Genomic DNA, 22,962 nt, shown 5'->3' on the forward strand with positions numbered 1-22,962 from the left:
CAGGCTTACCCTTCTGCAGCATTGGCGTTAGAAGACAACCATGTCTAATCAGACCGACCGCTTGCTCCGCATCATGGCCCGCCTTCGTGATCCCGTCGGCGGCTGTGAATGGGACACGGCGCAGGACTTTGCCTCCATCGCGCCGTACACGATCGAAGAAGCCTACGAGGTCGCCGACGCCATCGAACGCAGCGACATGGACGATTTGCGCGGCGAACTCGGTGATTTGCTTTTCCAAGTCGTGTTCCATGCGCGCATGGCCGAAGAAGCCGGAGATTTTGCCTTCGAAGACGTCGCACGTAGCATCGCCGACAAAATGGAGGCCCGTCATCCGCATATCTTTGGCGATGAAAGCGGCATCATGGAAGACGGCCGGTGGGAGGATATCAAGGCTGCAGAACGGTCGCGATTGGGACAAAACAGCGCGATGGACGGCCTCGCAAACGCGCTTCCCGCCTTGCTGCGTTCGCACAAATTGCAGAAGCGTGCAGCACGGGTCGGTTTCGAATGGCCCGATGTCACCGGCCCGATAGACAAACTGCGCGAGGAACTGGACGAGCTCGCACAGGCACAGACCGATGACGAAAAGCTGATGGAAGCGGGCGACGTGCTGTTTTCCGTCGTCAACATCGTGCGCCGCTACGGAGTCGATCCCGAACAAGCCTTGCGCGCTTCGAACGCCAAATTCGAACGTCGTTTCAGGAAGATGGAAGAACTTTCGCAGAACGAGGGCGAAGATTTCGCCGCGCTCGACCTCGATGGCAAGGAAACCTACTGGCAGCGCGCCAAGCGCACGATTGGTTAGTCGAGCGCCTCGTATTGCCCCAGTTCCTTGGGGTTGAGCCGCACCGTGATCAGCCGGTTTGCGCCGCCCTCCTCTTCGAGGACATCGTCGATCACCTCGCCATGCGCATGCAGCCAGGCAATCCGCCGGCCATCGCCAGCGGGAACCTCGAAAGTGCGGAGCGAGGCATTCCGGGTAAGCATCTCGCCGAGCCGTTCGAGCAGGGTATCGACCCCCTCACCCGTCAGGGCCGACATCGCTACCACATCGTCATTGCCGACGACCTGTTCGGTCAGTTCTTCGGCATCTACGGGCGATAACTGGTCCCACTTGTTCCACACTTCCAGGACGGGGATCGAAGGCTCTTCGCCTTCCTCGTCGGCCACCCCGAGATCACGGAGAACCTGGAGCACCTGCGCCTTCTGCGCGCCGGTCGACGGGTTCGAGATATCGCGAACGTGACAGATCACGTCGGCCGCGGTGACTTCTTCCAGCGTTGCGCGGAACGCGGCCACGAGCTGCGTCGGCAGGTCGGAAATGAACCCGACCGTATCGGACAGGATCGCCTTCTCGACCCCGGGCAATGCAATTGCGCGCATCGTCGGGTCGAGCGTGGCGAACAGCAGGTCTTCCGCCATCACCCCCGCCCCGGTCAACCGGTTGAACAGCGTCGACTTGCCCGCATTGGTGTAGCCGACCAGCGCGACCACCGGCCACGGCGCGCGTTCGCGCCGTTCGCGGTGCAGGCCGCGGGTCTTGCGCACCTGTTCGAGTTCCTTGCGCAGCCGCCCCATCCGCTGCCGGATCATCCGGCGGTCGGCCTCGATCTGGGTTTCACCCGGACCGCCGAGGAAGCCGAACCCGCCGCGCTGCCGTTCGAGGTGGGTCCAGCTGCGCACGAGCCGGCTCTGCTGGTAATCGAGATGGGCGAGTTCGACCTGAAGACGGCCCTCGGCAGTGGCCGCGCGTTCGCCGAAGATTTCGAGGATCAGTCCAGTGCGGTCGATGACCTTGCGCGCCAGCTTGTCTTCCAGATTGCGCTGCTGGATCGGCGTGAGCGCGCCGTCGACCACGACCAGTTCGACCTCGTCCTGTTCGCAGGCGATGCGGATGTTATCGACTTGGCCGGCGCCGAACAGCAGGTTCGGGCGCACTTCGCGAACGGGCAGCACAAAGCTCTCGGCGATGACCACGCCGATCGCCAGAGCAAGCCCCTCGGCTTCTGCAAGCCGCGACTGCGCGTCGAGGTCATAGGCCATCCCGCGAATGTCCGGGCACACCACGAGCGCCCGTGCTCCGCGAGAGACCTCGCCCATCAAGTCGTCATCGAAACTCAGTTGTCGTCCTCTTCCCAGTCTTCGGTCAGATCGACCGGTGTTGCGGGCTGGATCGTCGATACGGCATGCTTGTAGGCAAGCTGGACGTAACCGTCACGCTCGAGCAGCATGCAGAACAGATCGTAGGACGCGATCCGGCCCTGCAGCATCACCCCGTTGACTAGGAACATGGTGACCTGCGCTTCCGCCTGACGGACCCGGCTCAGGAACACGTCCTGCAACAGCCGCTGCTTGGCCCCCGAACCCTGGCTCGTAAATTGCTCGGTATCGACCGGCTGCGCGGGCATGATCGTGCTGATCGCGTGCTTGTAGACCAGCTGCGACTGGCCATCGCGGCGCAACAGGATCGAGAAATTATCGAACCAGGTGACAATGCCTTGCAGCTTCACGCCCTTGACCAGGAACATGGTCACCGGGGACTTGTTCTTGCGCAGCAGGTTGAGGAAGGCATCCTGCAGGTTCACGGGACGGCCGCCCGATGCAGGTTCAGGGGGTTTCGGACGCGGTCGTGCCGAGAGTGTCTTTTCGCCGGACATGTCTTTTCCCGTTTCTTGGCGGCCCTCCACCGAGCCGCAATCTGGGCGCCCGCGACGCCCGTGTGTGCATCCGCAACTCTTTGCGAACGCCATTAATGTGGGACATCGCACCGTCGTGCGCAATGCATTCCTTATTCTGTCGCACAACGCGCAACTTTCCCGATCGCTCCTACTTTTTCGGCTCGCTCGGCTTGCGTTCGACCATACCCAGCAGCTTCAGCTTGCGGTGCAGCGCGGAGCGCTCCATCCCGATGAAGGTCGCGGTCTTGGAAATATTGCCTGAAAAGCGACGGATCTGGACAGTGAGATACTCGCGCTCGAAATTCTCACGGGCTTCGCGCAGCGGCGCTCCCATCATCGCCCCCACCCCGCCGTTTCCGCCGAGCTTACCCCCGAGCACTTCCTCGGGCAGCATGTCGACCTCGATCTGTTCGAGATTTTCGCGCGGGGTCAGGATGATCGTGCGTTCGACCACGTTGCGCAGCTGGCGCACGTTGCCCGGCCAGTCATAGGCCTGCAGCGCCGCCATCGCCTCGTCGCTGATGGTCGGGGGGCGCAGACCCTGTTCGGTAGCATAGCGGGCAAAGAACCCGTCGGCGAGCGCGGGGATATCGTCGCGCCGCTCGGCCAGCGAGGGCACTTCGACGGGCACGACATTGAGGCGGTAGAACAGGTCTTCGCGGAAGCGCTTCTCCTCCATTTCGCCGGTGAGATCGCGCGAGGTGGACGAGACCACCCGCACATCGACGCCGATCTGCCGGGTGCCGCCCACGCGGACGAAGCTTTGTTCGGTAAGCACCCGCAGGATCCGTGCCTGCGTGGAAAGCGGCATGTCGGCCACTTCGTCGAGATACAGCGTCCCCCCGTCGGCGGTCTCGAGCAGGCCCGGACGGACGAGCTTGCCATCGGCTTCCTCGCCGAACAGCTCCTCTTCGAAACGTTCGGGTGTTATCCGGGCCGAATTGACGATGACAAAGGCCTTGTCGGCACGCGGGCTCCAGCTGTGGAGCAGCCGGGCCGCCACTTCCTTGCCTGCCCCGGCAGGGCCGGTGACCAGGACGCGGCTGCCGGTACTGGCGACGCGCTTCAGTGTGGCGCGGACCGCATTGATTACTGCCGAATTGCCGGTGAACTCGTCACCCTGCCCCTGGTTTTCGCGCAACCGCGTATTCTCGCGCCGCAGCCGTTCGGTTTCGGTCGCACGTTCGACCAGGTGCAACAGCCGCTCGGCCTCGAACGGCTTCTCGATGAAATCGACCGCGCCGCGGCTGACCGCGCTGACCGCAGTGTCGATGTTTCCGTGGCCCGAAAAGATGATGACCGGCAGATCGGGTTCGCGCACCTTGATCGCGTCGAGCACTTCCAGCCCGTCCATCTGGCTGCCGTGCAGCCAAACATCGAGCAACACGAGGCTTGGCCGTTTCTGGTCGATGGCTTCCAGCGCGGCGGTGCTGTCGGCGGCGGTACGGCACTCGTAGCCCTCGTCGCTCAGCACCCCGGCCACCAGTTCGCGGATGTCGCGTTCGTCGTCGACGATCAGAATATCCAGCGCCATGCGTCCCTATCCTTCATTCTTTGTCGTTGTCTGCGCTTCGCTTTCCTCGGCGAGTGGATCGCGCGCGAAGCGCATCGTCACCCGCGTGCCCCCGGTCTCGACCGAGGTGAACGTCATTTCACCGCCGTGTTCCTCGACGATCTTGTTGACGATCGCGAGGCCCAGCCCGGTGCCCTTTTCACGCGTCGTCACATAGGGTTCGAGGATATTAACCCGGTCTTGCGGCAGGCCGATACCATTGTCTTCCACCGAGACCGAAATCGAATCCTCGGCGGTCTCGACCTCGACGCGGATCCTGCCGCGGTAGTCGACACTCGCCGACTGCGCTTTGGCCTCGATCGCCTCATAGGCATTCTTGAGCGTGTTTGTCAGCGCCTGACCCAGTTGGTGACGGTCGCAGCGGATGCGCAGCGGGCCTTCGTCTGGGGCCTGGAAACGGTAATCCACCGCGGGATGCGCCACTTCCTGCAGGAACAGCGACTGGCGGATCAGGTCGATCGCGTTTTCCGTCCGGAAGGTCGGCTTGGGCAGCCGCGCGAAGCTGGAGAATTCGTCCACCATCTTGCGCAAATCGCCGACCTGGCGAACGATCGTGTTGGTCAGTTCGTCGAACAGTTCGCCGTCGATCTCGATCTGTTTGCGATAGCGCCGTTTCAACCGTTCGGTCGCCAGCTGGATCGGGGTCAGCGGGTTCTTGATCTCATGCGCGATCCGGCGCGCGACATCGGACCATGCCGCCTGACGCTGGTCGAGCAACTGCCGCGTGATATCCTCGAATGTGATCACATGGCCATCGCTCTCGCGGCCGATCTTCACGGCGAAGGTCAGCAGTTCGCCATTGCGGCTGTGCGAGATGACGCCCCGCGTCAGCCCGCCACGCACCATGGCGCCGATCTGCGGGGCCAGGTCGTCGAGTGTCGCGGGCGTGCTTTCGCCCGCCGCATCGTAGCCCAGCATCGACTGCGCGGGGGCATTCATCAGCAACAGGTTCAGGTCGGCATCGACCGAGATGATACCTGCACTCACCGATTCCAGAACCGCTTCGATGAACCCGCGCCGTTCCTCGAGTTCGATATTGGCGGAAAGCAGCGCATCGGTCTGTTTTTCGAGCTGCGCCGTCATGCGGTTGAAGGCGCGGTTGAGCAGGCCGATCTCGTCGGCCCCGGTGCGCCCTTCGACGCGCAGCGCGAAATTGCCCGCGCCGACCTTGCGCGCAGCGGCGACCAGATCGGTAAGCGGTTCAACCTGCCGGTCCGCGAACCGCAAGGCAAACCATACCGCGACGCCCACCAGCGCCAACGAGACAAAGAACAGCGCGAGATTGAAGCGCAACTGCAGCGCACGTGCACGCTTGGTCAGTTCCTCGTAGGCAGCGGAAATCGAGCGGGCGGATTGCCAGCTGCGGAAGGTCGCCGCCTCCGCATTGCGCGCGGTGTAGAGATAGATTCCCGCCTCGCGATCGATCGGCGCCACCGCCTCGATCCGTTCGGCGCTGCCACGAACCGCAACCTGTTCTCCGCGGGCAAGCTTTTCATAGGCATCCTGGGCGAAGGTTCGCGGATCGCTTGCCTCGCTCAGGCCATAGACCACGGCAGTGCGCATGGTGTCGTCGGGCATCGCTTGGAGGATGGCGCTTTCGATGACATCGCGCGGTTCGGCCTGGTATTGGTAGACGAGCGCAAAGTTGGGATCGGTTACCTGCACGCGCGCAAGGATGGCGCGCATGTCCATTGCCATCGAGATCGTTTCATTGCCGAGATCGAGCTGGTTTTCCTCGTAATATCCTTCCGCGAGCTGGTTGGCATTTTCCATCAGTCCGCGCGAATTGTCGGAAAACCAGAAATCGACGCCCGACTGGAACAGGAAAGCGGCGAACCCCGCCACCAGCAGCGTCGGGACCGCTGCGATCATCGAAAAGAAGAACACCAGTCGGACATGAAGCCGCGCGGTACTGCCGGCAGCGCGCCGCAGCGCGATCCGCCGCCCGGCAAGCACGAGCAGCGCCATGGCGGGAATCAGCGTACCGATCAGCAGGCCGGCTACCTGCCGCGATGGCAGGAGCGCGCCATCGGGCGGTGCATTGGTGAAGGTTGCCCAAGTGCTGGCAACCATGACCAGGAAAGCGATTGCGGCGACGACCTCGATATAGCCGACCATGTTGCGTTTGCGCGAGGTTACGACGAACCTGCGCCACCAGCGGGGCGTCTGTCGTCCACTTCCTGCTGTTCGCGTCGCCATCGTGGCGCGCATACAACGGGACTGTTGCACTTTTGCAAGTATAAATTCGTCAAACCCGCCGCGGTCCGGTCGAAACGCGGGATCAACGGCGACGAGCGTAGCTTTCAGGAGCGATGTCGAGTTCGGAAAGCCGCTTGCGCAGCGTGTTGCGGTTGATGCCAAGCATCCTCGCAGCGCGCAGCTGATTGCCCTCGGTCCGTTCGAGCGCGAGTTCGAACAGGGGCCTCTCGAAGGCAGCCAGTGCGGTGTGATAGACAGCCCCGTCGGCCGGCCGCGCGTGTTCGAGCCAGCGCTCTACCGCGGCTGCAAGACCGTCCTTCTGCCCCTCGCCCGTCTCTCCGCGCGCGGCAGGGAGGATGTCTTCGACCGCGGCTGCATCGATTACATCTTCGCGCGCCATGAGGACGAGCCGGAAGACTGCATTGCGCAGTTCGCGCACATTGCCCTGCCAGGGTCGCGCCTCGAGCGCGTTGATCGCCTGCGCATTGGCCTTGCGGACGGGCAGTCCCTCATTCGCCGCCTGGCCGAGGAAATGGCGGACCAGAGCGCCGATGTCCTCGCGCCGCTCGCGCAGCGGCGGCAGGTGGATCGGCACGACGTTCAAACGGTAATAGAGGTCCTCGCGGAAACGCCCGTCGGCGATCATCGGGGTGAGGTCGCGATTGGTGGCCGCCACGATCCGGACGTCGACCCCGATCTCCTGCCGCCCGCCGACGCGGCGGATCCGCCCTGACTGCAGCGCCCGCAACAGGCGCGTCTGCGCTTCCGCCGGCATGTCGCCGATTTCGTCGAGGAACAGCGTGCCGCCGTTCGACTGTTCGAACTTGCCGATCTGCTGTCCGACCGCGCCCGTGAATGCACCGCGTTCGTGCCCGAACAACTCGCTTTCGAGCAGATCGTGCGGGATCGCCGCCATGTTGACCGCCACGAACGGACCGGTCTTGCGCGCGCCAAGCTGGTGGATCGCCTCGGCGACCAGTTCCTTGCCCGTGCCGCTTTCACCGGTGATCAGTACCGTGAGATCGTTGCGCAGGACCCGCGTGATCATCCGGAACACGCCCTGCATCGCGGGACTGCGGCCAATCAGCGGAAGCGCACTGTCTTCGCTGTCATCCGCGCCCTCGAGGACCGGCCGACTGGCAACCGCCTGCGCAACCGCCTGCGTCAGCTCGTCAAGATCGAAGGGCTTGGGGAAATATTCGAAAGCATCGCTATCGCTTGCGCGGACCGCCGTATCGAGCGTGTTCTGGGCCGACAGGACGATCACCGGCATGTCGGGCGCGCGCGATCGCACGGCATCGATCGACGCCAGACCGTCGCCGTCGGTCAGAATGACGTCGGTCAGCATGACGTCGAACGCCTGCTCGTCCAGCAAGACATCGCGCCGGGCGAGCGTATCGCATGCCGTCACTTCGAACCCATCATCGCGCAGCGCTTCGGTGATCACCGTTGCGATGCTCTTGTCGTCTTCGACCAGCAGGACCGTGCGTGCCATGTGCTCCCCTACCCTGCGACCGGCAGGTTGATGCGAAAATGGGTTTCACCCGCGCGCTCGTCGCGCTGGTGCGAAATGCGCCCGCCCATGTCGCGCAGCAGCTTGCGCACCAGGGCAAGCCCGAGCCCTTGCCCGTGCGGCTTGCTCGAAACGAACGGTTCGAACACGTGATCGCGCAGCGCCGGTTCGATCCCGGATCCGCCATCGGTGACCGTGATCTCGATCGGCAGGCGGGTCGCCTTGCCCAGACGGATGGTGTTGAAGACGAGGCCGCTGACGAAGCGGGTGCGCACACGCACCCGGGCACTGTCGAGCGCGGCGCTGGCATCGCAGGCATTGGCGATGAGATTTATAAGGACCTGCTCGAGCGCGCCCTGATCCGCCGCGACCGGGGGGAGCGAGGGATCGAATTCCTCCACCAATTCGCAGGGATCGTCTCTTCCCGCGCGCACTGTCGCCATCGCGTTGCGAATGGCCTCGTGCAGGTTGCACGGCCCGGTAATCTCGATCGGCTTCGCGCCGAGCTGCTGCATGCGATCGATCAGCTGCGCAATCCGATCGACTTCGGCGGAGATCATTTTCGCCAGCGGCTTGTCCTTCCCCGCAACGCGGCGGGCCAGTAGCTGGCTCGCCCCCCGAATGGCGGAGAGCGGATTCTTGATTTCATGTGCGAGAACCGCGGGTGCGCGCAATTCGACGCGCTCTTCGGCGTCCTCGTCATTGTCGGGCTGCCCTGCGTCGGACAACGTGAGCACGCGCCATCCCGCGGATGCATAAATGGGCGAGCTGCTGATATTGATCCTCCGCTCACCGACAGCGGTGGCGATGGTCACGCCCCGGGCGATGACCTGCGCATCGACACTCGAGAGGCGCTCCGTGAGCCGTTCGTCAGCGATTCCCACCACATCCCAGAACCGCTTCTCGGATAGCTTGCGGGCGCTGCGGCCGAGCATTTCTTCGGCTGCATAATTGGCTTCGACGATGCGATCGTCCTCGTCCAGCAGCAGCACCGCGAAAATCATCGCGGCAAGCTGGGCGCGCGCATCGGGTGCGCCGGATGGCGGGGTCACGCGGCGCGGCGCCGCAGGAAGGGCTCGTAAAAGGCTTCGATTTCCTCGAGCACCTTGTGCGGATCGTCGATGAAATTGACGAAATTGCGGAACTCGGCGGAGCCGTGCATGCCCTTGGTATACCAGCCCAGATGCTTGCGCGCGATCTTGGTGCCGACCCCTTCGCCGTAATGGTCGAGCATCGACTCGTAATGCTCAACCAGCACGTCGTATTGCTCGTCGAATGAGGGAGTTTGGAGCACTTCGCCGGTGCGCCACCAATGCATGATCTGCCCCAGAAGCCACGGTTTTCCGTAAGCCCCGCGCCCGATCATGATGCCGTCGGCACCCGATTGCTCGAGCGCGGCCGCAGCGTCGGCTATCGTGCAGATATCGCCATTGGCGATGACCGGGATCGAGACCGCATCCTTCACCTTGCGAATGAATGCCCAGTCCGCCTGCCCCTTGTACATCTGGTTGCGGGTTCGGCCATGGACGGTGATCATCTTCACGCCGAGGTCTTCCGCGATATGCGCCAGTTCGGGGGCGTTCAGATCGGCATGGTCCCAGCCCATCCGCATCTTGACGGTCACGGGCACATCGACCGCCTTGACTGTCGCTTCCATCAGCTTCGTCGCCAGCGGCACTTCGCGCATCAACGCCGACCCGGCCAGCTGACCCACGACCTTGCGCACCGGACAGCCGAAATTGATGTCGATGATAGCCGCGCCGTTGTCCTGCTGCAGCTTGGCCGCCTCGGCCATGCTGTCGGGATCGCAACCGACCAGCTGCATCGACACCGGTTCCTCGATCGCGTCCCAAGCCGCCTTCTGGACGCTCTGCCGCGTTTCGCGGATCGCCGCTTCGCTGGCGATCATCTCGGTCACATTGAGGCCCGAGCCATAGCGCCGCACCAGGCGCCGGAACGGCAGGTCGGTCACGCCGGTCATCGGCGCGAGCACCACCGGCGTGTCGATCGACACGTTGCCGACCTCGATCGGCTGCGGGGGTGCGGGCGGGAGCGGTTGCGTCGTCATAAGGAATTCATTGCCTAAATATTGGGCAGGCACATAGTGCGTTGCAGCGAAAACGGCAAGCCGCTAGCGCGCTGCTTTCGTATGCAACACGCGCCCCCTTCCCGCCTTCGCGGCAATCATCGTCGCCGCAGGGAAGGGTATCAGGGCGGGACAGCCGCTGCCAAAGCAATTTGCGGACTGGCGCGGCAAACCGGTGCTGCGCCACTCGGTCGAAACCCTACTCGAAGCCGGGGCGGCCCCGCTCGTCATCGCGATCCCCGAAAACGGTGAAGCGGCTGCGCACACGGCGCTGGACGGACTGGCGGGCTATACCCTCGTCGCCGGAGGCGTGACACGTCAGCAATCGGTTGCCCGGGCGCTGAGCGCTATCGAAAGCGCCGATACCGTGCTGATCCACGACGCGGCGCGGCCGGACCTTCCGCCCGCGGTGATCGAACGCTTGCTTGGCGCGCTTGAAACCCACGCTGGCGCCATTCCGGTCCTCCCGGTCGTCGACAGCCTGGCTTTCGAGGAAGAGGGTATGATGGCCGGCGCCGCGCCGCGCGAACATTTGCGCCGGGTCCAGACACCGCAAGCTTTCCGCTTTGCCGCCATTCGCGATGCGCATGCCATCTGGGCCGGCGAAACCGATGCGGGCGACGATGCGCAGGTGTTGCGTGCAAGTGGCGGAGAAATCGCGCATGTCGCGGGCGACGAGCGGCTTGCCAAACTCACTTTCGCGGAGGATTTCATGACTCGATTACCGCCCCTGCGCACGGGCATTGGCTACGATGTCCACCGGCTGGCCGAAGGCGAAGAGCTGTGGCTCGCTGGGGTCCGGATCGGACACGACAAGGGCTTGGCCGGCCATAGCGATGCGGATGTGGCACTGCACGCCATTGTCGACGCATTGCTGGGGGCGATCGCTCAAGGCGATATCGGCAGCCATTTCCCTCCCAGCGACGCGCAGTGGAAAGGAGCGAGCAGCGACCGCTTTGTCGAACACGCTGCCCGGCTCGTGCGCGAAGCCGGCTACAGCGTTGGCAATATCGATCTGACGATCATCTGCGAAGCGCCGAAGATCGGGCCGCATCGCGACGCCATGCGCGCGCGGATCGCCGAACTGCTCGGCGTTGACATCACCGCCATATCGGTAAAGGCCACGACAACAGAGCGGCTCGGTTTCACGGGCCGCGGCGAAGGAATTGCAGCGCAGGCCGTGGCAACCGTCATCAGGGAGTAGATTGATGCGCATGGGATATCGCAAACGGATGGGCGCCGCAGCGCTTGCTGCATTTGGCCTGCTTGCGGCGCAGCCGGCGCTGGCGCAACGCTGCATCGCCCCGCAGGACGTGACCGATACCGGCATCTATGCGGTCCCGATCCTGGCGGAAGGCTTCCGGGCATCGTGCACGCCCTACCTGGCCGAGGACGGATTTTTCGCGACCCGCGGCGAAGCATTCGTCGCGCCCTATGCCTCGATCCAGTCGGATCGCTGGCCCGGCGCTTTCCGCACCTTCTTGGCGCTGGCGAACGGCAGGGAAGACGACGGCACGGCCGCGATGCTGTCCGACCTGCCACCCGAGGCACTGCGCCCGATCGTCGACGCCTTCCTGGCGCAAAAGATCGGGGAAGAGATCAAGCCCGGGGATTGCCCGAAGATCGAGCAGGCCATGGAATTGCTGGCGCCCCTTCCCCCGGAGAATTTCGGCGGACTGCTGACCTTCATTCTCGATGTTACCGATGTAAAGGAACCCGACATCTGCCCGGCTGAGCAGCCATGACCGGCGGACTGCTTCCCGACGACATCGAGACGCTCGCCCGCCGCGTAGTCGAGGAAAACGCGGCGCTCGGGCGCAAGGTGACCGTTGCCGAAAGCTGCACCGGCGGTCTTGTCGCTGCCGCGCTAACCGAAATCCCGGGATCGTCGGCCGTGCTCGACCGCGGTTTCGTAACCTATTCGAACGAAGCCAAGATGGAATGTCTCGACGTTTCGCTCGAGATCATCGAAACCTTCGGGGCAGTTTCGATCGCCTGCGCCTGGGCCATGGCCAAGGGCGCGCTCGACAGGAGCCATGCCGATGTGGCGGTTGCCATCAGCGGGGTCGCCGGGCCCGGCGGCGGTACCGATCTCAAGCCCGTGGGGACGGTCGTCTTCGCGCGTGTCGTTCGCGGAGATGGCATCGAGCCCGAAGGCGAACTCAAGCGGTTCGAGCCGACTTCGCGCGCCGACATTCGCCGCGAGGCGACGATCTGCGCGCTTGAACTCTTGCTGCCCTAGAGGTTGGCGGCGGCGTTTTCGCGGCCGTACAGTTCGTCCGCACGATCTTCGAACGCCTGCACCATTTTGCGGAAGGCACGGTCGAAATACTGGCCTGCCAATGCTTCGAAGACCGCGTTGCGGAAAGTGAAATCCACGCAGAAATCGATCTCGCACCCTCCGTCCTCGGTCGGGGTGAAGGTCCAGTTGTTGTCGAGATCCTTGAGCGGTCCGTCGACGTAGAACACTTCGAGGTGCTCGGGACGCTGCTTGACGACGCGGGAGGTGAACTTCTCGCGGATCGCCTTGAAGCCGACGAGCATGTCGGCGACCATTTCGGTTTCGCTGTCGCTGCGCACGCGCGTCGCGACCACCCACGGCAGAAATTCGCCATAGCTGCCCACATCGGCGACGAGGTCGAACATCTGTTCCTGGCTGTAAGGCAGCCGCCGTTTTTCACGGATGCCGGGCATCAGGCGCCTTGCTTGGCGAGCTTTGCTTCGCGCGCGGCGCGCATTTCGGCGAAATCGTCGCCCGCATGATAGCTCGAGCGGGTCAGCGGGCTCGATGCGACCTGGAGGAAGCCCTTCGCCCGCGCGATCGAGCCATAGGCCGCGAACTGCTTGGGCGTGACGAATTCTTCCACCTTCGCGTGCTTGGGCGTAGGCTGGAGATACTGGCCCATGGTGATGAAATCGATATCCGCGCTGCGCATGTCGTCCATCACCTGATGGACCTCGAGCCGGCCTTCGCCCAAGCCGAGCATAATGCCCGACTTGGTGAAGATCAGCGGATTATGGACCTTCACCTCTTCGAGCAGGCGCAGCGAGGCATAGTAGCGCGCGCCCGGGCGGATCGTCGGATAAAGCCGCGGGACGGTCTCGAGATTGTGATTGAAGACATCGGGGCCCGCCTCGCAGATCTCTGCGATCGACTGCTTCATCCGTCCCTTGAAATCGGGAGTCAGGATTTCGATCGTCGTATTCGGCGTTTCGCGGCGCAGCGCGTTGATCACCTTGACGAACTGCCCCGCACCGCGATCGGGCAGGTCATCGCGATCGACGCTGGTGATCACGATATGCTCGAGACCCATGGCCGCTGCAGCGGTCGCGGTGTGCTCGGGCTCGAGCGGATCGACGGGCATCGGCATGCCCGTCTTGATGTTGCAGAACCGGCAGGCGCGCGTGCAGGTATCGCCAAGGATCATCACCGTGGCGTGTTTCTTGGTCCAGCACTCGCCAATGTTCGGGCAGGCCGCCTCTTCGCACACCGTGTGCAGGTTGAGTTCGCGCATCAGCTTGCGCGTTTCCTGATAGCCCTTGCTTACGGGCGCCTTCACCCGGATCCAGTCGGGCTTGCGCTGCATCTTGGGGCGTTCGCCCTCGGGCCGCGGTGCGGAAGAAAGGTCGTTCATAGCGCGGCCCATCTAGGCCCCCTGCCCGCCAACGGCAACCCGCATAGCTATGCGCCGCCCCTTGCCACCGGGACCATTTCACGGCAGCGATGATCGCATGAAGACTTTCGAACAGATGATCCAGGGTTACGGCCGCTTTCGCGAAGGCGACTGGCACAAACAGCACGACCGCTGGGAACAGCTCAGGGAAGGCCAGTCGCCGCAGGTCATGGTGATCGCCTGCTCCGACAGCCGCGTCGACCCTGCACAGATTTTCGATGTCGATCCGGGCGAGATTTTCGTGGTGCGTAATGTTGCCGCGCTGGTCCCGCCGTTCGAAACGACGCCCGGCCGGCACGGCGTATCCGCGGCGCTCGAATTCGCTGTCCAGTTCCTCAAGGTCCGCGAAGTGGTGGTCATGGGCCATGGCATGTGCGGGGGTGCAAGGCTGCGCTGACGCAGGACTTGCATGGCAACGCGCTGGGAGAAGGCGGATTCGTGGCGCACTGGATCGACATGCTCGACGCGGTGCGGGAACCGATCGCTGCGGAAAAGGGCACGAGCGGCCGCATCGCCGAACGCGCAATGGAACTGGCCGCGGTCAAGGTCAGCCTGGAGAACCTTCGCACCTTCCCCTGCGTGCAGGAAAAGGAAGGCAATGGCAGTCTCACCCTGCGGGGCGCCTATTTCGCCATTTCCGACGGGATTTTGCACCTGCTCGACGAGGTTAGCGGAGAATTCGTTCCCGCCCCGTGACTTGCGCGTGACCCGGCTTGCGGTCATGGAAGCGCACATGTCGGATATCGAACAACGCAATATCGCTCTTCTCATCGATTCGGATAATGCCAGTCCTTCGGGCATTGATCCGGTGCTCACCGTGCTTGCCGAACTGGGTCAGGTGAACATCCGCCGCGCCTATGGCAATTGGCGCAAGACGAGCCTCAAGGGCTGGATCGATCTGATGCATCGCTATGGCATCGAACCGCAGCAGCAGTTCGACATGACCAAGGGCAAGAACGCTACCGACATGAAGATGACGATCGACGCGATGGACCTGCTCTATCGCGGCCGGGTCCATGGGTTCGGAATCATGAGCTCGGACAGCGATTTCATGCCGCTTGCGATGCGCATCCGGCAGGACGGCCTGCCGGTCTACGGGTTCGGCGGTGCCAAAACTCCAGAGGCATTCCGCCAGGCATGCACGCGTTTCATCGACGTGAATGCGCTGATCAAGGCGGAAAAGGACACCCCCAAGGAAGGCGGGCCGAGCAAGGCATCGAACGTCCTCGACCAGGATTTGCTCGACCTGCTGTTCGACGCCTATGCCGCCAGCAAGCGCGACGACAAGGGCTATGCCAATCTGTCCGAAGTCGGACAGCGCGCGGGCAACCGGTCAAGCTTCGACACGCGCAATTACGGTTTCGCGCGGCTCACCGACCTGATCGAGACGATTCCCAATTTTTCCGTCGAGCGGCGCGGGAATGGCCAGAGCTTCGTTAAGCGGTTGCGCTAACGAAAAAGGGCGCGAGCCGTAGCCCGCGCCCTTCTGCAATTCTTAGGCTGTCAGCCCTTACATCGCAGTGCCCGAAGTCTGCTGCGCGGCGTAGATTGCCCAGAGGTTGGCGATCGCGTCACGCGGACCTTCCACTTCGTTGAAGGCCGCTTCGGCTTCAGCGAACTTGCCCTGGTCGAACTGCGCAATGCCCAGGCGGGTCAGCGCCATCGGCGCCTCGGCGCCAGCCATCCCGGCGGCTTTGCGATAAAACTCCTCGGCCTCCGCGGGACGTTCGAGGCTGAGCAGCGCGTCGCCTGCAGCCATTACCGTGCGGACACCGGCACCATCCGCGCGCGCGTCGGCGAGGAGGGTGTCCATATCGGCGCGATCGGCTGCAACACGGCCGGCCGCCTCGCTGCGTGTATCGGTGACGTAGGGATCGTCAGCCGCCAGCATTCCCTTCTCGACACCCTCGTCGATCACCGAAACCACTTCGGCGGGCAGACGGCGGTAATCGGCCGCCTCGACATATTCGAGATAGATGCGGTCGTCGTTGAGTGTGCCGACGCGGCGGCCAAGACGCAGCAGGTCGAGCGTTTCCGGCTTTTCGTATCCGCCGGTATTCAGCAGGATGGCGATCGCGTCGCGCCAGCTGGTTTCGCTGGGATAGTCGGCGACGTACCAGCCAGCGAACTTCTGCGCGTCCTCGGTCATAGAGGCGCGATAGGCGACAGCCAGGCCACGCTGGAGCCAGGTTTCGTCGACTGGCTGACCGGCGCTCTTGCGTGCATCGATCACGCCCGAAAGATAGGCAAGGCCTTCCGCATCACGCTCTTCGGCGAAATAGCTTTCCGCAATGATGCCTTCGGGATTGTTCTCGGTGTATCCGGCATCCAGCGCAGCCTGGAGATAGGTGCGAGCTTTCCCGTACTGCTTCTGGTTATAGGCGATCTGGCCGGTCTGGAGATTGACCATGCCCAGCTGCTCGGGAGCAACCTGCCCGCTTTCAAGCATGAGTTCGAGCCCCTGGAGGATCAGACCCATGTCATTGAGCTTCTGGCCCGCGTTCACGATCGCGCCGCCGGCAGCATGGCGATCCGACGCGTTTTCGATGGCACCGACGACTGCGGGGACGGCTGCCTTGACTGCAGCAGGATCGACGGTCTCAGCGCCGAGCGCCGTCTCGAGCGGCGAATATGCTGCGATGAAGGCCTTCGAATACTTCGGCTTCTTCTGCGCGACTGCGGGTGCCTCGATGGCTGCCAGGCCAACAGCGCCGCCCGTGGCCAGCGCCAAGGCGAGCGCGAGGGTGGAAGCCGCGCCGTTCTTGCGGGCAAGACGAGTGAAAATCATGTGGTAAACTCCCAAGGATGAAAGGGGATCGAGCGCGTCGAACACCTGGAAAAATGACTGCGCGGGACATGCCGCGAGTGCACGCTCATTGCAAATTCTTCTACCGGAAGCGTGCTGAACGGCGATTGAATGCACCCGCGCGGTGCAGTTCATCGTGATGATCGCGGAATTGTGCAGCCATATGTGGAAAAAGCGCGCGAAAGCTGGCTTTGGTTCCCATTGCCGAGTGGCGCCTTCCCCCCCTTTGCCCTAGGGTCGCGGGCCATCGGAAAATAGTTTTTCGCAGTACGGAATTACACGTTTTGTCAGACGACACCGACATTCTGGAAACGCCCGCCCCCGGCGGTGACGGTTACGCCCGCATCGACATCGTCGATGAGATGAAGACGAGCTATCTCGATTACGCGATGAGCGTGATCGTCAGCCGCGCGCTGCCCGATGTGCGCGACGGTCTGAAGCCGGTTCACCGCCGGATCCTGTTCGCCAGCCAAGAAGGCGGCTTCGTGGCCGGGCGCCCCTATCGCAAGAGCGCCAAGATCGTCGGCGACGTGATGGGCAACTATCACCCGCACGGCGATTCCGCGATTTACGACGCGCTCGCCCGCATGACGCAGGACTGGTCGCTGCGCGTGCCCTTGGTCGATGGTCAGGGCAACTTTGGTTCGATGGACCCCGATCCGCCGGCCAGCATGCGATATACCGAAGCGCGGCTCGCGAGGGTCGCCAACGCGCTGCTCGACGATCTCGACAAGAACACGGTCGATTTCACGGACAATTACGACGGTTCGCGGCGCGAGCCGACCGTATTGCCCGCGCGCTTCCCAAACCTGCTGGTCAACGGCGCGGGCGGCATTGCCGTCGGCATGGCGACCAATATCCCGCCGCACAATTTGGGCGAAGTGATCGATGGCTGCTTTGCCTATATCGATAACCCGGCGATAACCTCGGAAGAGCTGTTCGAGATCATCCCCGGTCCCGATTTCCCGACCGCCCCGCTCATCCTGGGCAAGTCGGGTGCACGCTCGGCCTACACGACCGGACGCGGATCGGTACTGATGCGCGCGCGGCATGAGGTCGAAACCAAGGGTAATCGACAGGCGATCGTGCTCACCGCGATCCCCTACCAGGTCGGCAAGAACGCACTGGTCGAAAAGATCGCCGAAGCCGCCAAGGAGAAACGGATCGAAGGCGTTGCGGACATCCGCGACGAATCGAGCCGTGAAGGCGTCCGCGTGGTGGTCGACCTCAAGCGCGATGCTTCGCCCGAAGTCGTCCTCAACCAGATCTGGCGCTACACGCCCGCGCAGGCGAGCTTTCCTGCCAACATGCTGGCGATCCGCGGTGGTCGGCCCGAAGTCCTCACGCTGCGCGACTTCATCCAGGCCTTCATCAGCTTCCGCGAAGAGGTCATCACGCGGCGGACGAAGTTCGAACTGAACAAGGCCCGCGAACGCGCGCATATCTTGCTTGGCCTGGTCGTCGCCGTGTCCAACCTCGACGAGGTCGTGGCGATGATCCGCAGTTCGCCCAATCCGGCGGAGGCGAGAGCCAAGCTGCTCGTCAAGGAATGGCCGATCGGCGACATCGCGCAATACATCGCGCTCGTCGAAGCAATCGAGCCGACCGACGAACAGTCGGGCGGGACCTACCGCCTGTCCGAACGGCAGGTCAAAGCGATCCTCGACCTTCGGCTTCACCGTCTGACCGCTCTGGGCCGCGACGAGATCGGAGACGAGCTCAAGGAACTCAGTATCGCGATCGAGGAATACCTCTCAATCCTCGCCGACCGCGTAAAGCTCTACGGCGTGCTGCGCGAAGAGCTCGAAGAAATCCGCAACACCTACGCCACCCCTCGTATCAGCGAAATCGCCCCCGCATGGGACGGGATCGAGGACGAAGACCTGATCGAGCGCGAGGAAATGGTCGTCACGGTCACCCATGGAGGGTACATCAAGCGCACTCCGCTCGATGCCTTCCGTGCGCAAGCGCGCGGCGGTAAGGGTCGCAGCGGCATGGCGACCAAGGACGAAGACGCGGTCGTCGAAATGTTCGTCACTTCGACACATAACCCCGTGCTTTTCTTCACCAATACCGGCCGCGTCTATCGCCTCAAGGTATGGAAGCTGCCCGAAGGCGGTCCCCAGACCAAGGGCCGTCCGATGGTCAATCTGCTTCCGCTGGGCGACGATGAACGCGTGACCAACGTGCTCCCCCTGCCCGAGGACGAAAGCGAATGGAGCGCGCTCAACATCGTCTTCGCCACCGAGCAGGGGATGGTGCGGCGCAATTCGATGGACGCCTTCACCAACGTCCCCAGCAATGGCAAATACGCCATGGGCTTCGTCGAAGGCAGTGGCGACCGGTTGATCGGCGTGCGGCTGCTGCGCGAAGACCAGGAAATCTTCCTCGCATCCGATGCCGGCAAGGCCATCCGCTTCTCCGCCACTGACGCGCGCGAAACCAAGAGCCGGACGGGCATCGGGGTTCGCGGGATGAAGCTCAAGGACGGCGAAAAGGTCGTCTCGATGGCGGTGCTTGTCACCGGCGAACGCGACACCGAAGTTCGCGATGCCTATTTGCGCGCTGCCGACTGGAAGAACAACGAGAATGCCCCCACTCTCGACGCGGCAAAGGTCGAGGAAATGGCCGAGCAGGAAGAGTTCATCCTGACGCTGACAGCCAATGGCTACGGCAAGATCTCTTCCGCCTACGAATACCGCACGACGGGGCGCGGCGGTCAGGGGCTGACCAATATCGGCGAACCCACCAGCAACCCCGACCGCAACGGGCACGTGGTGGCCAGCTTCCCGGTCCGGCACGGCATGCAGCTGATGCTGGTGACGGACCGCGCCAAGCTGATCCGGCTGCCGCTGCAATTCCGGCATATGCTCGAAAACGGGTTCGAGACGCACGAGGGCTTCTCGATCTCGGGGCGCGGTTCGTCGGGCGTTCGCATCTTCAACGTCGCCAAGGGTGAACAGATCGTCGGTGCCGCGAGGATCGATGAGAATGAAGAACCCGAAAACCCGGCCGAAGAGGCGGTAGCGGACGAGATTGCCGACCGTGGCGGGCTCGACAAGACCGAGCCCTACACCACCGCGCATTCGGACAAGAATATCGAAGGCGAACCGGGCGGCTGACAATCAGAGGGCCGGTCCTGCATTGGTCCGGCCCCTTTGGCCCTCGGGCTCTGGATCAGGTTTTGCCCCGCCGCCGATCCGTGCGCAGCGTCTGCACCACGCCGGTCGCGATAAGAAACTGCCCGCCGAAATAGAGGGGCCAGATCGTCCATGCGGTGACGAAATCGGGCAAGGCCGCTGCTTCGCGTGCGAAGATCAGCAGATCGCTCACCACGAACATTACCGCCCCCAGGCCCACCCGGTACCGCGGAAAGCGGCTCGTCCAGGCGGCAGCTGCCATGCCCCCAACCACTGCGGAATAGGCCGTAGCGACGATCCAGTTCGACAGCGGATAGGCAATCAAACCCGCGATAAGGGGTGTCAGCAGAATTAAGCTGCCACCCGCAAGTACTTGGCTGCTGCTGGTGCTTGCACGGCGATTGCGCAAATACAGGATGATCGCGACTGCATGACCCAGCGCGAACAACGCCCCGCCGATCAGGAAGCTGATCTCCAGTGTCACATCGCCCAATGCGCCCAGCGTGAGCGCGCCGGCAATCAGCAAACCGTCGAAACCCCGGGTGCGAAAGGCAGCGTAGAGCGCCAAAAATCCGACCCCGGCCCCTTTCCACAGCATCAGCCATGCGCCGCCGATCGGATCGTCGGCAACGAAAAAATAGGAGACGCCGGCGACGAGGCTGGCCAGCAGCCAGGGCCGGTGCTTGATAAGGGCGCGATGCGGCATCGCACGACGCTAGGCCTTGTCGAAGGGGCCATGCAAGCACTAGGGCGCGCGCGATGACCCATGATATCCACATAATCGGTGGCGGCCTCGCAGGCAGCGAGGCGGCCTGGCAACTGGCGCAGCGCGGCTTCAAGGTGCGGCTGTCCGAAATGCGCGGCAGCGGCGAGATGACGCCAGCGCACCAGACCGACGGCCTGGCCGAACTGGTCTGTTCGAACAGCTTCCGTTCGGACGACGATACCAAGAACGCGGTCGGACTGCTGCATCACGAAATGCGCCGGCTCGACAGCATCGTTATGCGGGCCGGCGAAGTCGCGCGCGTCCCCGCGGGTTCGGCCATGGCGGTCGACCGCGACGTCTTTTCCGCCGAGGTGCAGCGCACGCTGGAAGAACATCCCAATGTCACCGTGGTGCGCGAACGGGTCGACGCTTTGCCCGCCGAAGGGCCGACGATCGTCGCCACGGGACCGCTGACCGCGCAGACCCTGGCGCAAAGCATTGTCGGCGCCACCGGGCAGGACCGGCTCGCTTTCTTCGATGCCATCGCGCCGATCGTGCACCGCGATAGCATCGACATGAGCAAGTGCTGGATCCAGTCGCGCTGGAACAAGCGCACGGCGGCGAGCAATGAGGACGGCGATTACATCAACTGTCCGATGACCAAGGAGCAGTATCTCGCCTTCCACCGAGGCCTGATCGACGGCGACAAGACCGAATTCAAGGAATGGGAAGCCGACACGCCCTATTTCGATGGCTGCATGCCGATCGAGGTGATGGCCGCGCGCGGTGTCGAGACGCTGCGCTATGGCCCGATGAAGGGCGTCGGGCTCGACAATCCCTACGACACCAGCGAGGAACACCCGCAGGGGCGCTGGCCCTATGCGGTGGTGCAGCTGCGGCAAGACAACAAGCTGGGCACGCTGTGGAACATGGTCGGCTTCCAGACCAAGCTCAAATATGGCGCGCAAATCGAGCTTTTCCGCACGATTCCGGGCCTAGAGAATGCCGAATTCGCGCGGCTGGGCGGGCTGCACCGCAACACCTTCATCAATTCGCCGCTAGTGCTCGATCGCCAGCTGCGATTGAGGGGCGGCGCGCACATCCGCTTCGCTGGCCAGATCACCGGCTGCGAAGGCTATGTCGAGAGTTCGGCGGTCGGCCTGATGGCAGGACTCATGGCCGCTGCGGAACTGGCCGGCCACGAATGGTCGGCGCCGCCGCGGACCTCGGCATTCGGCGCGCTGCTATCGCATATCACCGGCGATGCGGAAGCCGCGACCTTCCAGCCGATGAACGTCAATTTCGGGCTCTTCCCGCCACTTCACGACGTCGGCAAAAAAGTGCGCAAGGAAGCCTACACCAACCGGGCCAAGGAAGATTTCGGGCAGTGGCTCGGGGCGATGGAAGCCGTGCCCGCCTAGCAGGCGCAACGGGTTTTCCGCCGTGGTTTCGGCGCAGTGGTGGCAAATTCGCCCGGGGTCAGCTGGTTGTCGCTATCGGCATCGGCACCTTCGAATTTGGTGACCGTGGCTACCGCCCATTCCTCGAAATCGAGCAGGTTGTTACCATCCACATCAAGCTTGCGGAACGCGTCGGTGCGGCTCGAAAGCATTTCCGTGCGGGTGATCCGCCAGTCGCGATTGCGGTCGTAGCGGAAAAAGCGGCGCTGTTCCTTGGTCAATTCGCTCGCCTGGGGCGGCGCGGGGCCGACCATGTCGCCCGGGTCGCTCGCTGGGACCTCGGGTTCGGCGACGACAGGCTCGGCCGGAACCGGCGGCGGGGCGCCACGTTCGATTTGCGCGCGGCCCTGCCACCAGAAGGCACCCAGCCCCGCGAGGGCGAGTGCAATTATCGCTCCGAGCACGATCCGGTTCATTGCCCCCGCTCCTCCTGCCGTTAAGAGCGAGCCTAGCGTCCAAACAGGCCCAGTCGCAAGGCCACCAGCGGACTCAGACGATCGCCCAGCATCGGCCCGCCCCCTGCGCGAAGCGAGCGCCGAGCGAGGCCTTCGATCACGCCCAGCGGGCGCAGCGCCGCGGGAAGCTGCCCTTCGGCCCGGGCGGCGCCCCGCTCCTGATCGAGCGCGCGATCGCGTTCGCCGTCCTCGGAGGCATAAGCGGCCAAGTCCGCCCGGGCCCAGATCCGTCCTGCCGCTTCCGCCCGTACCTCTGCGTTGGCTGCCCCGAGACGGGCAGCCAGCCCGCGGGCCACCCCCGCTCTCCCGTCGATGAAGCGCTGCATGTCGGCAGCGCCAAACGGACGTTCGCCAAGCAATGCTTCCCACCCGTCGACCAGCGCGAGCAGCGGTGCCTCATTGTCCGTCCATGTCCTACCGATGAGGTCGAGCAGCAGATCGCCATGCGGGCGAGCGGACGCTGCCGCCCCCAGCTGATCGCGCCACCATGCCAACCGCATCTGGCCGAGCATCGGCTCGCTCGCGCCGAGCACCGTCCGTCCGATGCGCCCGTCGAGCGCAAAGGCGGCCAGCCAGATGTCTCGCCGAGACCCGGCACTCGCCAGTGCGATGCGCGACACTTCCGGACATTCGTCGAGCAGGTCGCCCACGGCTGCCTGGTCCTGCTCCATA

Annotated in this window: 20 protein-coding genes and 1 pseudogene; 8 read left to right on the forward strand and 13 right to left on the reverse strand. The window is 63.7% G+C overall.

Annotated features, from left to right (window positions below):
* The first annotated feature begins 40 nt into the window (after positions 1–40).
* Positions 41–805 carry a nucleoside triphosphate pyrophosphohydrolase gene (gene mazG, locus WKH79_RS03900; protein WP_341859669.1) on the forward strand — a complete coding sequence of 255 codons (765 nt, stop codon included), beginning with the start codon at positions 41–43 and terminating at the stop codon, positions 803–805.
* Here the strand turns inward: mazG and hflX are convergent.
* From hflX to dusB, 7 genes are all read right to left on the reverse strand, one after another.
* Positions 802–2,100: a GTPase HflX gene (gene hflX / locus WKH79_RS03905; RefSeq protein ID WP_341859670.1), complete on the reverse strand. Its 1,299-nt coding sequence runs from the start codon at positions 2,098–2,100 to the stop codon at positions 802–804. The genes mazG and hflX overlap by 4 nt on opposite strands.
* A gap of 17 nt (positions 2,101–2,117) precedes the next feature.
* Complete coding sequence (gene hfq, locus WKH79_RS03910; RefSeq protein WP_341859671.1) at positions 2,118–2,657, reverse strand: RNA chaperone Hfq; 540 nt, start codon at positions 2,655–2,657, stop codon at positions 2,118–2,120.
* A 169-nt stretch (positions 2,658–2,826) separates the two neighbouring features.
* Positions 2,827–4,212, reverse strand: coding sequence for a sigma-54 dependent transcriptional regulator (locus tag WKH79_RS03915; protein ID WP_063506655.1), 1,386 nt, complete (start codon positions 4,210–4,212; stop codon positions 2,827–2,829).
* A gap of 6 nt (positions 4,213–4,218) precedes the next feature.
* Positions 4,219–6,450: an ATP-binding protein gene (locus WKH79_RS03920; protein ID WP_341859672.1), complete on the reverse strand. Its 2,232-nt coding sequence runs from the start codon at positions 6,448–6,450 to the stop codon at positions 4,219–4,221.
* 82 nt (positions 6,451–6,532) lie between these two features.
* Complete coding sequence (ntrC, locus tag WKH79_RS03925) at positions 6,533–7,945, reverse strand: nitrogen regulation protein NR(I) (protein ID WP_341859673.1); 1,413 nt, start codon at positions 7,943–7,945, stop codon at positions 6,533–6,535.
* Between the two features lie 8 nt (positions 7,946–7,953).
* Positions 7,954–9,015, reverse strand: coding sequence for an ATP-binding protein (locus WKH79_RS03930; protein ID WP_341859674.1), 1,062 nt, complete (start codon positions 9,013–9,015; stop codon positions 7,954–7,956).
* The gene (gene dusB / locus WKH79_RS03935) at positions 9,012–10,031 is read right to left on the reverse strand and encodes a tRNA dihydrouridine synthase DusB (protein ID WP_341859675.1); all 1,020 of its coding nucleotides are present in this window, start codon (positions 10,029–10,031) and stop codon (positions 9,012–9,014) included. Before dusB ends, WKH79_RS03930 begins: the two co-directional genes overlap by 4 nt.
* Before the next feature lie 115 nt (positions 10,032–10,146).
* On the opposite strand from dusB, the gene WKH79_RS03940 reads away from it, so the two are divergent.
* Genes WKH79_RS03940 through WKH79_RS03950 form a run of 3 tightly spaced genes read left to right on the forward strand, consistent with a single transcriptional unit; the run spans position 10,147 to position 12,291 of the window.
* Entirely contained in the window at positions 10,147–11,253 is a 1,107-nt protein-coding gene (locus tag WKH79_RS03940; RefSeq protein WP_341860088.1) for a bifunctional 2-C-methyl-D-erythritol 4-phosphate cytidylyltransferase/2-C-methyl-D-erythritol 2,4-cyclodiphosphate synthase, read from the forward strand.
* A gap of 4 nt (positions 11,254–11,257) precedes the next feature.
* Entirely contained in the window at positions 11,258–11,794 is a 537-nt protein-coding gene (locus tag WKH79_RS03945; RefSeq protein WP_341859676.1) for a hypothetical protein, read from the forward strand.
* Positions 11,791–12,291 carry a CinA family protein gene (locus WKH79_RS03950; RefSeq protein WP_063512781.1) on the forward strand — a complete coding sequence of 167 codons (501 nt, stop codon included), beginning with the start codon at positions 11,791–11,793 and terminating at the stop codon, positions 12,289–12,291. The genes WKH79_RS03945 and WKH79_RS03950 overlap by 4 nt, the downstream gene beginning before the upstream one ends.
* Here the strand turns inward: WKH79_RS03950 and WKH79_RS03955 are convergent.
* Positions 12,288–12,743, reverse strand: a complete 456-nt coding sequence (locus WKH79_RS03955) for a type II toxin-antitoxin system RatA family toxin (protein WP_063510835.1) — start codon at positions 12,741–12,743, stop codon at positions 12,288–12,290. The two genes, WKH79_RS03950 and WKH79_RS03955, sit on opposite strands and share 4 nt — an antisense overlap.
* A complete protein-coding gene (gene lipA / locus WKH79_RS03960) occupies positions 12,743–13,684 on the reverse strand; it encodes a lipoyl synthase (RefSeq protein WP_063505353.1) in 942 nt (313 codons plus the stop codon). Before lipA ends, WKH79_RS03955 begins: the two co-directional genes overlap by 1 nt.
* 97 nt (positions 13,685–13,781) lie before the next feature.
* Here lipA and WKH79_RS03965 point away from each other — a divergent pair.
* Both WKH79_RS03965 and WKH79_RS03970 read left to right on the forward strand, forming a co-directional pair.
* Positions 13,782–14,419 (forward strand): annotated as a pseudogene (locus WKH79_RS03965) (carbonic anhydrase).
* Positions 14,420–14,456: 37 nt separating this feature from the next.
* Positions 14,457–15,176: an NYN domain-containing protein gene (locus tag WKH79_RS03970; protein WP_160766808.1), complete on the forward strand. Its 720-nt coding sequence runs from the start codon at positions 14,457–14,459 to the stop codon at positions 15,174–15,176.
* Between the two features lie 57 nt (positions 15,177–15,233).
* Here WKH79_RS03970 and WKH79_RS03975 read toward each other — a convergent pair whose 3' ends face one another.
* Complete coding sequence (locus tag WKH79_RS03975) at positions 15,234–16,511, reverse strand: hypothetical protein (RefSeq protein WP_341859677.1); 1,278 nt, start codon at positions 16,509–16,511, stop codon at positions 15,234–15,236.
* A gap of 302 nt (positions 16,512–16,813) precedes the next feature.
* Here WKH79_RS03975 and gyrA point away from each other — a divergent pair, with 302 nt between their 5' ends.
* Positions 16,814–19,651 carry a DNA gyrase subunit A gene (gene gyrA / locus WKH79_RS03980; RefSeq protein ID WP_341859678.1) on the forward strand — a complete coding sequence of 946 codons (2,838 nt, stop codon included), beginning with the start codon at positions 16,814–16,816 and terminating at the stop codon, positions 19,649–19,651.
* A 55-nt stretch (positions 19,652–19,706) separates the two neighbouring features.
* Here the strand turns inward: gyrA and WKH79_RS03985 are convergent, their stop codons facing one another.
* Positions 19,707–20,375, reverse strand: a complete 669-nt coding sequence (locus tag WKH79_RS03985; protein WP_341859679.1) for a lysoplasmalogenase — start codon at positions 20,373–20,375, stop codon at positions 19,707–19,709.
* Between the two features lie 53 nt (positions 20,376–20,428).
* Here WKH79_RS03985 and trmFO point away from each other — a divergent pair, with 53 nt between their 5' ends.
* The gene (gene trmFO / locus WKH79_RS03990) at positions 20,429–21,796 is read left to right on the forward strand and encodes a methylenetetrahydrofolate--tRNA-(uracil(54)-C(5))-methyltransferase (FADH(2)-oxidizing) TrmFO (RefSeq protein WP_341859680.1); all 1,368 of its coding nucleotides are present in this window, start codon (positions 20,429–20,431) and stop codon (positions 21,794–21,796) included.
* On the opposite strand, the gene WKH79_RS03995 is transcribed toward trmFO, so the two are convergent.
* On the reverse strand, positions 21,793–22,251 hold the full coding sequence (locus tag WKH79_RS03995) for an EF-hand domain-containing protein (protein WP_341859681.1): 459 nt from the start codon (positions 22,249–22,251) through the stop codon (positions 21,793–21,795). The two genes, trmFO and WKH79_RS03995, sit on opposite strands and share 4 nt — an antisense overlap.
* 32 nt (positions 22,252–22,283) lie before the next feature.
* Positions 22,284–22,961, reverse strand: coding sequence for a hypothetical protein (locus WKH79_RS04000; protein ID WP_341859682.1), 678 nt, complete (start codon positions 22,959–22,961; stop codon positions 22,284–22,286).
* Position 22,962: the final 1 nt, after the last annotated feature.

It is taken from the genome of Qipengyuania sp. GPGPB31, from assembly GCF_038396345.1.
In the GTDB taxonomy this organism is placed as follows: domain Bacteria; phylum Pseudomonadota; class Alphaproteobacteria; order Sphingomonadales; family Sphingomonadaceae; genus Qipengyuania; species Qipengyuania citrea.